Genomic DNA, 13459 nt, shown 5'->3' on the forward strand with positions numbered 1-13459 from the left:
GTGTTTAGATTAACCATGTTTATTAGTGTGATTATAACGATATCTTTTGGAATAAATATTAATGAAGCAACTAGGTATGATCTTATGAGTTATGGTGGTCTTGATGCAGGGCGTGCTGATATGCTTATAAAAGAGCGTGCAAAAAGAGAAATAACAAAACCAAGCGATCTAAAAAGAATTTATGGATTTAAGGATTATAATATTTCAAAATTAGCTAAAAATTTTGAGATAGAACCACTTTCAAAACCAGAGCCTGAAGTAGAACCAAAGCCTGAAGTGAAGGTAATAGAAAAAAATAACTATATCTATAAAAACTATCCACCTTACTATGAACATAGAAGTAAATATGGCGATATAGAGATTATTGAGCGTGGAAGTTATGGTAGTAAGTATTACGATAAAAGGCGTTATGATGATAGATATCATGATAAAAATTTTCACCATAAAGCAGGTAAAAAATCTCCAAAAGAAATTTATAAAAACAGCAGCCATTACTCTGAAGATGGTGGGGTTATTATGGGTGGAAGTATAAGATATAAGGGTGAGTTTTGAGATATTTTGTTACTTTGATAATTAGCGTTAGTTTTTTACTATCTTTTGAGGATTTTAACAAAATAGATGTGGATTTTTATAATAAAACCCTAAAAAGCACAATATATCAAAACAAACCATACTTTGATAGTAACGCTACTTTAAATTTCAACAATCAAAATAGCAAAGAAAATTTTAAAGATTCTATTTTTGATAACATAGAAATTCATCAATTTATAGAATTTAAATTCACAAAAGATATATAAAATTAAGAAATTTAGCATAACTTTTAGTTATTTGGCTATAATAAAAAAATTTTTTGTAAAAAAGGTAAAAAATGGCTAAACTTAACGGCTCACAAATGATAATGCAAGCTTTAAAAGCTGAAGGTGTTGAGGTTGTATTTGGTTATCCGGGTGGAGCTGCGCTTAATATATTTGATGAGACATATAAACAAAAAGATTTTAAAGTGGTTCTTACTCGTCACGAACAAGCATGTGCTCACGCTGCTGATGGATATGCAAGGGCTAGTGGTAAAGTTGGTGTTTGCATAGTTACAAGTGGACCAGGATTTACAAACACGATCACAGGTATAGCAACTGCATATATGGATAGTATTCCACTAGTGATTATAAGTGGTCAAGTAGCAAATTCACTCATTGGAACAGATGCGTTTCAAGAGATTGATGCCATTGGAATTTCTCGTCCTTGTGTAAAACATAACTTCTTAGTTAAAACTATAGAAGAGCTTCCTAGAGTCTTAAAAGAGGCTTTTTATATCGCAAGAAGTGGCAGACCTGGCCCAGTTCATATTGATATTCCTAAGGATATAAGTGCAGCAATAGGTGATTTTGAATATCCAGATGAAATTTCAATAAAAACTTATAAGCCAACATACAAAGGCAATGCTAAACAGATAAAAAAGATAGTAGAACTTATAAGTGAGTCTAAAAAGCCACTTTTATATCTTGGTGGTGGAGTTATATCATCAGGAGCGAGCGATTTAGTAAGGGAGCTTGTAGAATTTAGTGGAATTCCAGCTCTTGAGACTTTAATGGCATTAGGTGTTTTAAGAAGTGATGATGAGCTAAATTTAGCTATGGTTGGTATGCATGGTAAATACGCTACAAATATGGCTATGAGCGAGAGTGATTTAATAATAGCTCTTGGTGCTAGATTTGATGATAGAGTTACAGGTAAACTTAGTGAGTTTGCTAAAAGCGCAAAGATAGTTCATGTCGATATTGACCCAAGTTCTATCTCTAAGATAGTTACAGCTGATTATCCAGTTGTCGGTGATGTAAAAACTGTACTTGAAGATATGATGCCACGAATCAAAGAGTTAGTTAAGAAAGAAAATTATAAAGAGTGGAGAGAGAGTATTAAAAGATATAACTCTATCCACCCGCTTAAATTTGAAGATAGTGATGATGTTTTAAAGCCACAATGGGTTATAAAAGAAAGTGCTAAAATAGTTAATAGTGATGATGCTATTATAGTAACTGATGTTGGGCAACACCAGATGTGGGTAGCGCAGTTTTATCCATTTAATAAACCTAGAACGCTTTTAACAAGTGGTGGGCTAGGAACTATGGGTTATGGTCTTCCAGCAGCACTTGGAGCTGGATTTGCTTCATCTTCTCATGTTATAAATTTTAATGGAGATGGTGGGTTTTTGATGAATGTTCAAGAGCTTCAAACTTTAGCCGAAAATGATATACCTGTTATAACAATTATCCTAAATAACCGCTTTCTTGGCATGGTTAGGCAGTGGCAAACGCTATTTTATGATGAGCGTTACTCTTCAACTGATCTTGATAACAAACAGCCTGATTTTGTAAAACTTGCCGAGGCTTTTGGTGGGTTTGGCTATAGAGTTAATACTAAAGATGAGTTTAGAAATGCTTTAAAATTTGCGCTCTCACAAAAGAAATTTAGCATAATAGATGTAAGAGTTGATAGATTTGAAAATGTAGTTCCAATGGTTCCAGCTGGCGGGGCTTTATATAATATGATACTTAAGTAGGAGTGGTGATATGGATAGAAGACTAATATCTGTTATAGTTTTAAACGAGCATGGAGTTTTATCTAGGATAGTAGGGCTTTTTTCAGGACGAGGGTATAATATAGATAGCCTTACAGTTGCACCCATTCCAGAGAGTGAATTTTCAAGAGTAAGTATAGTAACAAGTGGAGATGAAAGAGCGTTTGAGCAGATTATAAAGCAGCTTTATAAATTAATCCCAGTATATAAAATAATAGAAGCAGATGAGTTTGTAGATAAAGAGTTGGTTTTAGTTAAAATTCCATTAGCTGAGAATTTATCAGGACTTGATGCTGTACTTAAGTCATACAATGGAAGCATTGCAAATAGTGACGATAAGCATCTTATTATAATGGCAAGTGATGATAGTGTAAGGATAGATAATTTTATTAAAACCATGAAAAAATACAGCCCAACAGATATCGTTAGAAGCGGTTCGGTGATTATTGAAGTAAGAGAGTAGGCTATGAAAATAAGTGAAATTTGTAAGATTTTAGGAGCTAAATTTAGTGGCGATGATATGGATATTACTGGACTTAATTCACTTGATATAGCAGGAGATGGTGAGTTAAGCTACTGTGATAGCCCAAAAAATGCTAAATTTTTAAAAAATACAAAAGCTAGTGCAGTTTTGGTAAATTCTGCTCTTACTAGTGATGTTCCAAATGGCGTAAAAGCGGTGGCTTATGATAATCCACATCTTGGCTTTGCAATCCTTAGTAAATACTTCGCAAAAGAGCTTTTAAGAGATAATAAGCCAGCTTTGATTAGTGATTTTGCTAAGGTGATGAGTGGGGCGTATGTTGGTTCAAATTCAAAAGTAGGAAATGGTACTTTGATAATGCCAGGAGTTTTTATAGGTGATAATGTTGAGATAGGTCAAAACTGCACAATCCACCCAAATGCTGTCATTTACAATGATACTAAGATAGGCGATAGAGTGGAAATTCATGCAAATGCAGTTATAGGAAGTGATGGTTTTGGATATGCTCATACTAAAGATGGAAGGCATATTAAAATTTACCACAATGGTAATGTTATCATAGAAGATGATGTTGAAATAGGGGCTTGTACCACTATAGATAGATCAGTTTTTAAATCAACTATCATCAAAAAAGGTACAAAAATAGATAATCTTGTCCAAATAGGTCATAATTGCGAGCTTGGAGAGAACTGTATCGTAGTATCACAAACTGGAATTTCAGGCTCAACTATTTTGGGTAGAAATGTAGTGATGGGCGGACAAAGTGGCACAGCTGGGCATTTGGTAATAGGTGACTTTGCACAATGTGCTGCAAGAGCTGGAGTTAGTAAAAGTTTAGATGGAAATAAAAATTACGCTGGTCATCCAATAGTTGAGCTAAAAGAGTGGCTAAGGCTAAATGCCAAAATAAATAGATTTTTTAAGGATAATTAAATTTTAAATTTGTCTTTTTATGAATTTAATAAAATACTTGCTTTTGTGGTGGCTTATAGTGTTTGTGAATTTAAATTAATACTTTGACTTTAAGATAATTTTAAATGATAAGTACTTGATTTAAAAATATTAAAATTTAAAAGGAAAGCTATTAAGCTCTCCTTTTAGCAAATCAATTTGCTCTGTTTTTTCTTTTTTGATACCAAAAATAAAATATAAAACTTAAAATAGTAAGCAAAACCAATCCTATGATTATAATGTGAAGTTGTTCTTTTAAAAACGCCTCATTTTCGCCTAAATAGTAGCCAAGAGCTATAAGTATTGCTACCCAAATTCCAGCTCCAAGTGTAGTGTATAGTGCAAATTTACCAAAATGCATCTTTGCTAATCCTGCTGGAAGGCTTATATATTGACGAATTCCAGGTATTAATCTGCAGTTAAATGTTGAAATTTCACCGTGTTTGTTAAAAAATGCTTCAAATTTAGCCATATTTTTTTCATTTATTCCAACATATTTTCCATATTTTTCTATAAGGCCACGCCCAAAAAAGTAACACAAATAGTAATTAAATGCCGCTCCTGCTAAACTACCGCCAGTTCCAGCAAGCCATGCTAAAATTACACTCATCTTGCCTTGACTAGCTAGATATCCAGCAGGTATCATCGCTACTTCACTAGGAAATGGAAAAAATGAACTTTCTAAAAACATCATCAAAAATATTCCCAAATATCCCCAGTCGTGCACTAAATTCACAATAAAATTTATAAAATCCCCAAGCATTTTACTCCTTTAAATTTATAGTTATATCCATATATGATAAATTTTAGTTAAAGTTTCTACTATATATAGACTTAAGCTCATCTTTTTTAGAATCTGGTATTGGTGCATTTTTAAGATACTCTATTAGAGAAGCTGCTTCTTTTTTAACGCTATTTTTTATTGTATCACTAAGTGGGCTAGAGTATAGTTCAACTAGAGCTTCTAATGCTCTTTTTAAAACAAAACTACTACTTACGCCGTTTTCAACTATAGGTCTAAAACTTTGTGATATAAATCTACTTTCATCAAGCTCTACTATACCAACTCTATCAAATTTAGGAGTTTTTTCTGAGTTTTTATTAGTATCAATTATAATTTTTAAGATAAGATTTATCACTATTATAGCAGTTCCTTGATCATTTATAGCATCTGACAAAGCTGTTTGAGCTACTTCGCTTAATGTTATCATTCCAAAAACTGGATCATCGTGAAAAGCCCTATTTGACTGGATTATGATGTTAGATAAGATCTCTTTTTTAATTTGTTCTTTTTCAAAATCTTTCTTATCTTTATCAAAATAAATTTCTAAAATATCTTTATATTTAACAACAAAATCACCATGCCTACTTAGGATATAAAAACTTACACTATTTTTTTGGGCAATGCTTTGAAGAGCATCAAAATCAATATCTGTTATATACCCTGTTTGATTTGATTTTATGATTAAGTTGGGTTTAGTTTTGGGTTTTTCAAAAGAGCACTTAAAAAATGGCTCAAGAAAATAATTTTCCAAACTTTTTGTCGTTGTATTATAAATTTTATCTAAAGTATCACTTTTTCTGCCAAGCACTGCAAGAGTATTAACCCACCTTATTAATACAATAACAAGATATATTATAACTAAAAGTGTAACTATAAAAAGTAGAAAAACTCCATTTTTTTCATAAAAATTAATTCCAAGAGCAACCTTTGAAATAATAGCGTAAATAAAGGCTGATATAAAGCTAGCTATAGCAACCCTAGTAGTGTTATCATTCATCGCTAAACTCGTAGCTCGTGGTGTTGATGAGTTAGATACACTTGAAAAAGCTGAAACCATAATGGATAAGGAAAATGTACTAACAGCTAGCATACTAGATGCTATAATACTTAAAAGATCATCTATAAGTGAAATTTCAATTTCAAAGAGTGGTTCTTTTATAAATTTTGCCCAGATTTTAGTTAAAAACATAGAAAATATAGATATAATGATGCCAATAGTGGGAAGCACCCACATACTATTTGCTGGATTTTTTAGCCAAAATTTAAGCTTATTAAACACATCACTCCTTGAATTTGGGGTGAGTTTTTACCCCCCCCCTTTTTTTTGTAAGCTTAAAAAGCTGGAATTATCGCTCCATTGTATTTATTATTAATAAATTCTTTGATGGTGTCACTATTTAGAGACTCAACCAAAGCTTTAGTTTTTGCGTCATTTTCTTTGCCGCTATTTACAACTACGATATTTGCGTATGGACTATCTTTGCTCTCTAGTGCAAGTGAGTCTTTAAGCGGAATAAATCCTGCGTTCATTGCAAAATTTGTATTGATAACTGCTATATCAACATCATCAAGCGTTCTTGGAACTGAAGCTGCTTCAACCTCTATAAACTCAAGTTTTTTAGGGTTTTTTGTGATATCAAGCGGTGTTTTAAGCTTGTTATCATTTAACTCAATAAGACCTGCATCAGCTAATATATCAAGAGCACGACTCTCGTTTGTAGGGTCGTTTGGAAGGCTAACTTTAGCTTTATCTTTTAGCTCTTTTAAATCTTTTATCTTTTTGCTATACACGCCCATTGGCTCTAAATGCACACTTCCTACTTTTACAAGTTTTGTGCCTTTGTTAGCGTTAAATTCATCAAGATATGGTTCATGTTGAAAAAAATTTGCATCAACTTCACCACTATCTGTAGCTAAATTTGGTATAACATAGTCATTGAATTCAACAACTTCTAACTCAAAGCCTTTTTTAGCAAGCTCATCTTTAGCTGCTTGTAAAATTTCGCCGTGTGGAACTGGCGTAGCTGCTACTGTTAACTTCTCAGCCCATAAAGAGCTACTTAAAACTGCTAATGCTGATAAACTAAAAATTATTTTTTTCATATTTCATTTCCTATTTTTATAAATTAAAAAGCAGGTATAACTGCACTACTATATTTTTCTTCTATAAATTTGCGAACTTTTGGACTTGTGATAATCTCTTTAAAGTCTTTAGAGCTTTGCAGATTCTCATCACCTTCTTTTACTATTAAAACATTCAAATAAGGGCTATCTTTATCTTCTAAAAATATAGAGTCATTTTTAGGGTTAAGCCCAGCTTCAAGGGCATAATTAGCATTTATAATAGCAATATCTGTATCTTTTATACTTCTAGGCAGACTTGCTGGTTCAAGTGTGATAAAATTTAGCTTTTTAGGGTTTTCTACCACATCAAGAGTTGTTAAAAACTCAGCATCGCTCTTAGCAAGCTTAATAACTCCAGCTTTTTCTAGTAGTTTTAAAGATCTGGTCTCAGTCGATACGTCATTTGGAAGGGTAACTTTTGCACCGTCTTTTAGCTCATCTAAGCTTTTGATTTTATCACTATAAATTCCAAGTGGTTCTATATGAACACCTGTTAAATTTACCATGTGAGTGCCTTTTGTTTTGTTTAGTTCCTTCATGTATGGTAGACCAATGCTAAAGTTAAAGTCTATCTCTCCTGCTTCAAGGGTTAGAGCGGGGATTATGTAGTCATTAAATTCTTTTATCTCTATCTCATAGCCTTTTGCTTCTAGATCAGGCTTAATAAATTCGATAATTTCAGCGTGAGGAACTGGCGTAGCCCCAACGATTAATTTCTGGGCATATAAATTTAGAGCCAAAGCTCCAGAAATAATTGAAGTAAGTAGTAACTTTTTCATAAATTTTTATCCTTAAAAAAATTTAAGTGTTAAAAAATTTCATTTTAAACACTTTGTGAAAAAGCACTTAAAAAGAAATTTTCAAGTGCTAACCTAATCTAAATCCAAATGACACATGTCGCACATATCTGATTTCATGTTATATCCTTTCTTTTAAAATAAATTTGTGAATTATAGTTATTTTTAGCTTAAATTTTTATTAAAAAGGCTAAAATTAGCCTTTTATATTATCGTTTTGTTTTTTTGTAGATTAAATTTCCTATCATTTGAAAAATTTGTACCATTACTATTAATATTACAACAGTATATAGCATAATATCACCACGAAATCTTTGAAAACCATATCTTATAGCCACATCTCCAAGACCACCACCGCCAAGTGTTCCAGCCATTGCTGAAAAGCCAATAACCACGATGATTGAAAGAGTTAAAACATTTACAAGCGTAGGAACTGCTTCAACTAACATAACTCTAAAAATTATTTGAAATTTGCTTGCTCCAAAGCTTTTTGATGCTTCAATGATGCCGTTATCAACCTCAATAAGAGCATTTTCTATAAGTCTTGCCATAAACGGAGCTGTGCCGATAGTAAGTGGGACGATGGCTGCGTTTGTTCCAATGCTTGTGCCTATTAAAAGCCTTACAAAAGGAAAAAGCACAATAATAAGAACAATGAATGGAAAACTTCTAAAAATATTAACTATTAAGTCTAAAATTCCATAAATAACGCGGTTTGGTGATAAGCCATCAGCTCTAGTCATAACTAAAATAATAGCCAAAATAAGCCCTAAAATACTAGCAAAAAATGTAGAAACTATAGTCATATATAAAGTCTCCCAAGTTGCTTTTAAAAGTATACTTATCCAAACTTGATACGCCTTAACACCCATCATATCTTTTAAAGCATCACCCCAAGAGCTAAAAAGTGGCTCAAAGTAGGGTGATGAAAGTATCTTTGCATCAAAAAACTCAAAAACACTCATACCCGCAAAAAAAGGCACCACAAAAAAAACTAACAATATAGCAGTTAAAATAGTAAATAAAATTTTCATATCTCTTCGCCTTTTAAAATTTCCCAAATAACACCAGTTTTTGCTAGATAATCACTTACATTTTTCTCATCTTTTTTATCTACATTTATAACTAAGTGTCCAAGTACATGATCGCCAAGTTCTTCTATTTTTCCCCAAACAATATTAAAATTTATATCAAGATTTCGAGCCATATTTGTTATCACGCACTCAAATGCTACATCTTTAGGGTAGTAGATTGCGATATTTACGCCACTTTTTGGTAGAACTGGAGTTTCGCCTAAGAACTCACGCATATTTTCATCAGGTTTTAAAAACATCTCATCAATCTGACCTGAGTTTACAATACGCCCATTAACTAGCAAAATAGCTCTATTTGCTGTGCTTTTTACAACTTCCATTTCATGAGTTACGATGATAACAGTGATGCCAAGTTCACGATTTATCCTTTTAAGGAGTGATAAAATTTGCTTAGTTGTATTTGGATCAAGTGCTGAAGTTGACTCATCACTTAACAAAATACTAGGATTTAGGGCTAAAGCTCTTGCTATAGCAACGCGTTGCTTTTGACCGCCACTTAACTCGCTAGGGTATGAGTTTATCTTATCACTAAGTCCTACGATATCAAGGAGTTCTTTTACTCTTTTATCGGTATAGTTTTTATCAAATTTCCAAAATTTAAGTGGTGTTGCGACATTTTCGTAGACATTTTTACGACTCATAAGGGCAAAATGCTGAAATATCATGCCGATATCTCGCCTAAATTCTCTAAGTTCTAGACCTTTTATCTCACTAACTTCTCTATCATTTACCTTAAGGCTTCCGCCTTGATAATTCTCAAGCCCATTTATACAACGAAGTAGGGTGCTTTTACCAGCACCACTATGACCTACAAGTGCAAAAATCTCGCCTTTTTTTACGGTGAAATTTATACCCTTAAGGACTTCAGTATCGCCATAACTTTTACTTAAATTTTTTACTTCTATCATAATTTCTCACTTTAAATCCGTAATTATGTCTTAAAATAGCTTTTATTATACTTAATACTTAGTTTTGTGCTATGTTTTATTATTAAGATTTATTATAAAATATAAATATAAATATAAAATTGTTTTAATATGTTTATAATAATAGAGCTTTTATTTATATAAAATGAAACTATATTCTGATTATTTTTGAAAGATTTTTATGGAAGGTATTTTGGTTGCAGAGAAGGGACTTGAACCCCTGACCTTCGGGTTATGAGAAATTCGTGTAATAAAAAAGCTTCTAAAAGTGCTATTTTATCACTATTTAAGACTAAATTTGATAATATTTTTAAAAATATAAAAGGAAGGTATATTATGATTTTATCTATTGAAAATGATGAATTTTTAAGCAGTTTAAATAATAATGATAAAAAGATAGTCAAAAAAGCTATTGATTTATATTATGACTTTTTAGATTATAAAGAAGCTTTAAGGATTAATAAATCTATAGAAAATGGCACTATGAAAACAATTCCTGCAGACGAAGTATTTAAAAGATTAGACAAAAAATATGCAGATTGAATTTTCACAAGAAGCAGAGTCATTTTTAGACACTTTAAATAAAAAAGATTATGAGAAAATAAAAAATAAACTTCTCTATTTGTCTAAAAACTATGATGTTCTAAAAAATAGCAAAAATATAACTTATCTTGTTGGTTTTACGGATATTTTTAGATATAAAATTTCAGATAGCATTAGAGCTATTTTTAAAATTAAAGACGATAGGATTACAATTTTAATTTTAAAAATTTCTTATCGTAAGGATGTTTATAAATTTAAAAAATAGGAATATTTATAAATTCAATTTCATTATGTCTTTTAATTGTTATTTTGTGTATTCTTTTAAAATTTTTATTTTAGTTTCTGATATGATTATTTCTTTATCTTTTTCATTTAATTTATTTATTAGATTTATTAGGTCTTTAAATCCTTGATTTTCTAATATTTCTAATTCTTTTTGTTTTATTGCTATTCTTAGATTTTCTTGTTTGAAATATTCTTCTATTTCTTTTAATTTTTTGTTTTTATACTCTTCAAATTCTTCTAATTTCTCATTGTAATATTTTTCTTTTGAATTTGCCTTTTCTATTAAGCTATCTAAAGTATTTTTTCTTTTTTCTATTTCACTATTTTTATTTCTTATTTTACTAATTTTAACTATTACAAAAAATATTGCTATTGGTAATAATACAAAAATTGAAAATATAATTATTATGTCTGATATTGTTAAATCTATTTTTCCATCGATTGCACTTGATATCATTGCTGATCTCATTTTTACCCCTTGTTTTACTAGTATTGTATATAAAAAACTAATTATTGATAAAATTACTAATGATTCATATATTCTTGCAACTGTATCTAAACCTTTAGTTTTTTGTTTTAAAAACATTTTATTCCTTATTTTCTATTTGTTTTTTTAAAACTCTTGCTTTTATTTCTGATAAATAGTATTCTTTTTCTAAAATACTTAAATCATTAAAATATTTTAGTAATTCATCTATTTTACTTAAATTCTTATTTTTTTCTAAATTTTCATTTTTGTATTCCATAACAATTTTATACAAAAATGGTTTATCCTTTTTCCAGTTATATAGCGTTGGTTCTGAAATATTTAATTTTTCACAAAATTCTTTATTATTCATTGTTTAAGTCTTGACTTCTTTTTTATTTTTTAGTAAAATTACTTAAACTATTTAAGTAAGGCAATATTTTAATTAAATAGTTTAATTGATTATTTTAGCTTTTCAAAGCTTAAATATCAAATTTACAACTGACTACACCGCGTCAAATAAAAGATGACTAGGGTCACGAATTTTCGGATAAGAAAGGGGTTGTAGTATACGCGTATCCTACAAGATACCTACTTAGTAAGTAGTAAAAATTACTGGGGTGGCTGTAGCTCCGCCCCTTAAATTTAAGCTACAAAATATAATAAAGGTTAAAAATGTATCCTGATTATCTTGATGGTTCTGAAATTGATGAAGCTGCTGAATCACTTAGTGGATTTGAGTCATTTGAATTAGCAAAAGAAATGGTAGAACAGCATATTATTGATGGTTATTTACCAGAAGAAATTTATGAAAAAATAGGCTTTTATCCAGATCATCAATCTCATTTAGAGTTAGTTGAGTTTTATGGCTTGTTGCCTAGTGATGATTTGATTGAAAATGTCTTAGATGAAATACTGGATGATCTATAAAATAATTTAAAGGATAAAATATGAGTTTTTGGGAAGATAATCCTTGGGATAAAGACTATCATAATTTTTATTCTGAAGTTGAAGGTGATTTAGTTATAACAAGTGAAAATTCTGAAGATTATGTTCCTTATGATTTTGATGATATTCCTGATGCTTCTGAATTTGATAGTCTTGATGAATTTTTTCAATATATTCTAGATAATGATATTGAGATGCCTTTTTAGGTTTATTTGTCCTAATTATGACAATAAACTGATTATTTTAAATTTTTTAAAGGAGCTACATTATGTATACTTATTTAATCGGATTTTGCGATGAAGTTCGCCCAATTTCAAGGATTGACAAAAAAACTGGTGAGGTTTTAATGTCTATTGATGTTACTATTACTTTTGAGTCGAAAGACCAACAAGGTTATCTTATAAAATCTACTGAAACTGTTAATTTTGACCATACCTTAAAGCCTAAATTTGACGCTGTTAAAGGTCAATACATTGGTATTCCATATCGTTTTATAACTACAAAAATGGGTAATTATATGTTTCCAGATGATAGTTTAGAATTTCAAGTTTTTAAAGATAATCCGTTTTTAAAGGAGCCTGTAAAGGTTAGTAAATAATTTCTTGGGGGCTTTGCCTTAATGTGAGCGATGTGAACCCGCTCTCCCATTTATGTTCTATAAAGTAGTAAAGGCTATCAACCCCATAATATAGTTTTTAGATTTTTACTACTTTATAGAGTTTAAAAACTCAAATCTACAAAAAGGAGATAGAAATGAAAAAGTTTCTAGAATCTGCTAAAGGTAAAGTTGCTACCGCTAGTGTAGCTATAATCACAGCTCCTGCTCTTTTTGCTGCTGACGCTCCAACAGTTCCAGGCGAACCATTAAAAGCTGATTACGCTTTATTTGATTATGTTTTTGCTGGTGTTATAGCTGTTGCATTCGTATTTATGATTGCTAGAAGAGTTAAAGGCTTTATTCGCTAATTGTAGGGGCTTTTTTGCCCCTTAAAGGCTTAATTATGAAAGAAAATGCTATTTATATATCAAATTTAGAAAATTGTGTAAAAGATTATTATATTTCAAATGGAAAAATTAATTATGTAAATTTTAATAATGAGATTTTTACTTCCATAGATTTTCCAAAAGATATTTATACTAATTTCATATATGACACTGACACTAAAATTTGCTATATGAGTAAAAATGAAATAATTCCAAATTTAGGAATATATGAATATCAATTTAATTTTTTAATGGGTTTAACCGCGATACTAATAGCTTTTTCTTTTTTAATTGGTTTGATAATAGTAGGAGCTACAAGATGATATTTGAAGTTTTAGATAATCAAGTATTTAATTATTTTATGAATATTTTTGTTATTTTTTTTATACCAATTTTTGTTTATGTTGTAGCTCTTTCTTTTATTAAGTAAGTTTAGGCTTTAAATAATAAAGCTAATTTTTTGATTTTTCGTATATTGAATTTTCTATTTAAAAAAAT

At 30.2% G+C, this 13459-nt stretch carries 20 protein-coding genes; 12 read left to right on the forward strand and 8 right to left on the reverse strand.

Annotated features, from left to right (window positions below; translation table 11 throughout):
- The 5 genes from CCORG_RS04085 (at position 1) to lpxD (ending at position 3992) form a co-directional block, all read left to right on the forward strand.
- Positions 1-552, forward strand: coding sequence for a ComEA family DNA-binding protein (locus CCORG_RS04085; protein WP_152534265.1), 552 nt, complete (start codon positions 1-3; stop codon positions 550-552).
- Positions 549-797 (forward strand): hypothetical protein, encoded by a 249-nt coding sequence (locus CCORG_RS04090; protein ID WP_025803522.1) that lies wholly within the window; start codon positions 549-551, stop codon positions 795-797. The genes CCORG_RS04085 and CCORG_RS04090 overlap by 4 nt, the downstream gene beginning before the upstream one ends.
- A 71-nt stretch (positions 798-868) precedes the next feature.
- Complete coding sequence (locus tag CCORG_RS04095) at positions 869-2557, forward strand: acetolactate synthase large subunit (RefSeq protein WP_025803521.1); 1689 nt, start codon at positions 869-871, stop codon at positions 2555-2557.
- A 10-nt stretch (positions 2558-2567) separates the two neighbouring features.
- A complete protein-coding gene (ilvN, locus tag CCORG_RS04100; RefSeq protein ID WP_025803520.1) occupies positions 2568-3038 on the forward strand; it encodes an acetolactate synthase small subunit in 471 nt (156 codons plus the stop codon).
- 3 nt (positions 3039-3041) lie between these two features.
- On the forward strand, positions 3042-3992 hold the full coding sequence (gene lpxD, locus CCORG_RS04105) for a UDP-3-O-(3-hydroxymyristoyl)glucosamine N-acyltransferase (RefSeq protein WP_025803519.1): 951 nt from the start codon (positions 3042-3044) through the stop codon (positions 3990-3992).
- A 172-nt stretch (positions 3993-4164) separates the two neighbouring features.
- On the opposite strand, the gene CCORG_RS04110 is transcribed toward lpxD, so the two are convergent.
- The 6 genes from CCORG_RS04110 to CCORG_RS04135 form a co-directional block, all read right to left on the reverse strand.
- Complete coding sequence (locus tag CCORG_RS04110) at positions 4165-4773, reverse strand: DedA family protein (RefSeq protein WP_025803518.1); 609 nt, start codon at positions 4771-4773, stop codon at positions 4165-4167.
- Between the two features lie 43 nt (positions 4774-4816).
- A complete protein-coding gene (locus CCORG_RS04115) occupies positions 4817-6073 on the reverse strand; it encodes a DUF2254 domain-containing protein (RefSeq protein WP_025803517.1) in 1257 nt (418 codons plus the stop codon).
- A 53-nt stretch (positions 6074-6126) separates the two neighbouring features.
- Positions 6127-6897: a MetQ/NlpA family ABC transporter substrate-binding protein gene (locus CCORG_RS04120; protein ID WP_025803516.1), complete on the reverse strand. Its 771-nt coding sequence runs from the start codon at positions 6895-6897 to the stop codon at positions 6127-6129.
- Positions 6898-6920: 23 nt separating this feature from the next.
- Positions 6921-7697 (reverse strand): MetQ/NlpA family ABC transporter substrate-binding protein, encoded by a 777-nt coding sequence (locus tag CCORG_RS04125; RefSeq protein ID WP_025803515.1) that lies wholly within the window; start codon positions 7695-7697, stop codon positions 6921-6923.
- Positions 7698-7924: 227 nt separating this feature from the next.
- Entirely contained in the window at positions 7925-8590 is a 666-nt protein-coding gene (locus CCORG_RS04130) for a methionine ABC transporter permease (protein ID WP_025803514.1), read from the reverse strand.
- 155 nt (positions 8591-8745) lie between these two features.
- Positions 8746-9717, reverse strand: a complete 972-nt coding sequence (locus CCORG_RS04135) for a methionine ABC transporter ATP-binding protein (protein WP_025803513.1) — start codon at positions 9715-9717, stop codon at positions 8746-8748.
- A 252-nt stretch (positions 9718-9969) separates the two neighbouring features.
- Here CCORG_RS04135 and CCORG_RS04140 point away from each other — a divergent pair, with 252 nt between their 5' ends.
- Positions 9970-10278: a hypothetical protein gene (locus CCORG_RS04140; protein WP_025803512.1), complete on the forward strand. Its 309-nt coding sequence runs from the start codon at positions 9970-9972 to the stop codon at positions 10276-10278.
- Complete coding sequence (locus CCORG_RS04145) at positions 10268-10543, forward strand: type II toxin-antitoxin system RelE family toxin (RefSeq protein ID WP_025803511.1); 276 nt, start codon at positions 10268-10270, stop codon at positions 10541-10543. The genes CCORG_RS04140 and CCORG_RS04145 overlap by 11 nt, the downstream gene beginning before the upstream one ends.
- Before the next feature lie 39 nt (positions 10544-10582).
- Here CCORG_RS04145 and CCORG_RS04150 read toward each other — a convergent pair whose 3' ends face one another.
- Both CCORG_RS04150 and CCORG_RS04155 read right to left on the reverse strand, forming a co-directional pair.
- Positions 10583-11149 (reverse strand): coiled-coil domain-containing protein, encoded by a 567-nt coding sequence (locus CCORG_RS04150; RefSeq protein ID WP_025803510.1) that lies wholly within the window; start codon positions 11147-11149, stop codon positions 10583-10585.
- A 1-nt stretch (position 11150) separates the two neighbouring features.
- A complete protein-coding gene (locus tag CCORG_RS04155; RefSeq protein WP_025803509.1) occupies positions 11151-11402 on the reverse strand; it encodes a hypothetical protein in 252 nt (83 codons plus the stop codon).
- Between the two features lie 302 nt (positions 11403-11704).
- On the opposite strand from CCORG_RS04155, the gene CCORG_RS04160 reads away from it, so the two are divergent.
- The 5 genes from CCORG_RS04160 (at position 11705) to CCORG_RS04180 (ending at position 13284) form a co-directional block, all read left to right on the forward strand.
- Positions 11705-11959, forward strand: a complete 255-nt coding sequence (locus CCORG_RS04160; protein ID WP_025803508.1) for a hypothetical protein — start codon at positions 11705-11707, stop codon at positions 11957-11959.
- A 20-nt stretch (positions 11960-11979) separates the two neighbouring features.
- Complete coding sequence (locus tag CCORG_RS04165) at positions 11980-12183, forward strand: hypothetical protein (protein WP_025803507.1); 204 nt, start codon at positions 11980-11982, stop codon at positions 12181-12183.
- Between the two features lie 62 nt (positions 12184-12245).
- Entirely contained in the window at positions 12246-12575 is a 330-nt protein-coding gene (locus CCORG_RS04170; protein ID WP_025803506.1) for a hypothetical protein, read from the forward strand.
- Positions 12576-12730: 155 nt separating this feature from the next.
- Positions 12731-12943, forward strand: a complete 213-nt coding sequence (locus CCORG_RS04175; protein WP_025803505.1) for a hypothetical protein — start codon at positions 12731-12733, stop codon at positions 12941-12943.
- A gap of 35 nt (positions 12944-12978) precedes the next feature.
- Positions 12979-13284 carry a hypothetical protein gene (locus CCORG_RS04180; RefSeq protein ID WP_025803504.1) on the forward strand — a complete coding sequence of 102 codons (306 nt, stop codon included), beginning with the start codon at positions 12979-12981 and terminating at the stop codon, positions 13282-13284.
- The last annotated feature ends 175 nt before the right edge of the window (positions 13285-13459 follow it).

Source organism: Campylobacter corcagiensis (assembly GCF_013201645.1).
Taxonomy (GTDB): Bacteria; Campylobacterota; Campylobacteria; order Campylobacterales; family Campylobacteraceae; genus Campylobacter_B; species Campylobacter_B corcagiensis.

Bases quoted from the DNA above. Each gene is read 5' to 3' on its own strand.
- CCORG_RS04095 (WP_025803521.1), top strand. From the start codon at position 869: ATGGCTAAACTTAACGGCTCACAAATGATAATGCAAGCTTTAAAAGCT.
- ilvN (WP_025803520.1), top strand. From the start codon at position 2,568: ATGGATAGAAGACTAATATCTGTTATAGTTTTAAACGAGCATGGAGTT.
- lpxD (WP_025803519.1), top strand. From the start codon at position 3,042: ATGAAAATAAGTGAAATTTGTAAGATTTTAGGAGCTAAATTTAGTGGC.
- CCORG_RS04110 (WP_025803518.1), bottom strand. From the start codon at position 4,773: ATGCTTGGGGATTTTATAAATTTTATTGTGAATTTAGTGCACGACTGG.
- CCORG_RS04120 (WP_025803516.1), bottom strand. From the start codon at position 6,897: ATGAAAAAAATAATTTTTAGTTTATCAGCATTAGCAGTTTTAAGTAGC.
- CCORG_RS04125 (WP_025803515.1), bottom strand. From the start codon at position 7,697: ATGAAAAAGTTACTACTTACTTCAATTATTTCTGGAGCTTTGGCTCTA.
- CCORG_RS04130 (WP_025803514.1), bottom strand. From the start codon at position 8,590: ATGATGGGTGTTAAGGCGTATCAAGTTTGGATAAGTATACTTTTAAAA.
- CCORG_RS04135 (WP_025803513.1), bottom strand. From the start codon at position 9,717: ATGATAGAAGTAAAAAATTTAAGTAAAAGTTATGGCGATACTGAAGTC.
- CCORG_RS04140 (WP_025803512.1), top strand. From the start codon at position 9,970: ATGAGAAATTCGTGTAATAAAAAAGCTTCTAAAAGTGCTATTTTATCA.
- CCORG_RS04145 (WP_025803511.1), top strand. From the start codon at position 10,268: ATGCAGATTGAATTTTCACAAGAAGCAGAGTCATTTTTAGACACTTTA.
- CCORG_RS04150 (WP_025803510.1), bottom strand. From the start codon at position 11,149: ATGTTTTTAAAACAAAAAACTAAAGGTTTAGATACAGTTGCAAGAATA.
- CCORG_RS04155 (WP_025803509.1), bottom strand. From the start codon at position 11,402: ATGAATAATAAAGAATTTTGTGAAAAATTAAATATTTCAGAACCAACG.
- CCORG_RS04160 (WP_025803508.1), top strand. From the start codon at position 11,705: ATGTATCCTGATTATCTTGATGGTTCTGAAATTGATGAAGCTGCTGAA.
- CCORG_RS04165 (WP_025803507.1), top strand. From the start codon at position 11,980: ATGAGTTTTTGGGAAGATAATCCTTGGGATAAAGACTATCATAATTTT.
- CCORG_RS04170 (WP_025803506.1), top strand. From the start codon at position 12,246: ATGTATACTTATTTAATCGGATTTTGCGATGAAGTTCGCCCAATTTCA.
- CCORG_RS04175 (WP_025803505.1), top strand. From the start codon at position 12,731: ATGAAAAAGTTTCTAGAATCTGCTAAAGGTAAAGTTGCTACCGCTAGT.
- CCORG_RS04180 (WP_025803504.1), top strand. From the start codon at position 12,979: ATGAAAGAAAATGCTATTTATATATCAAATTTAGAAAATTGTGTAAAA.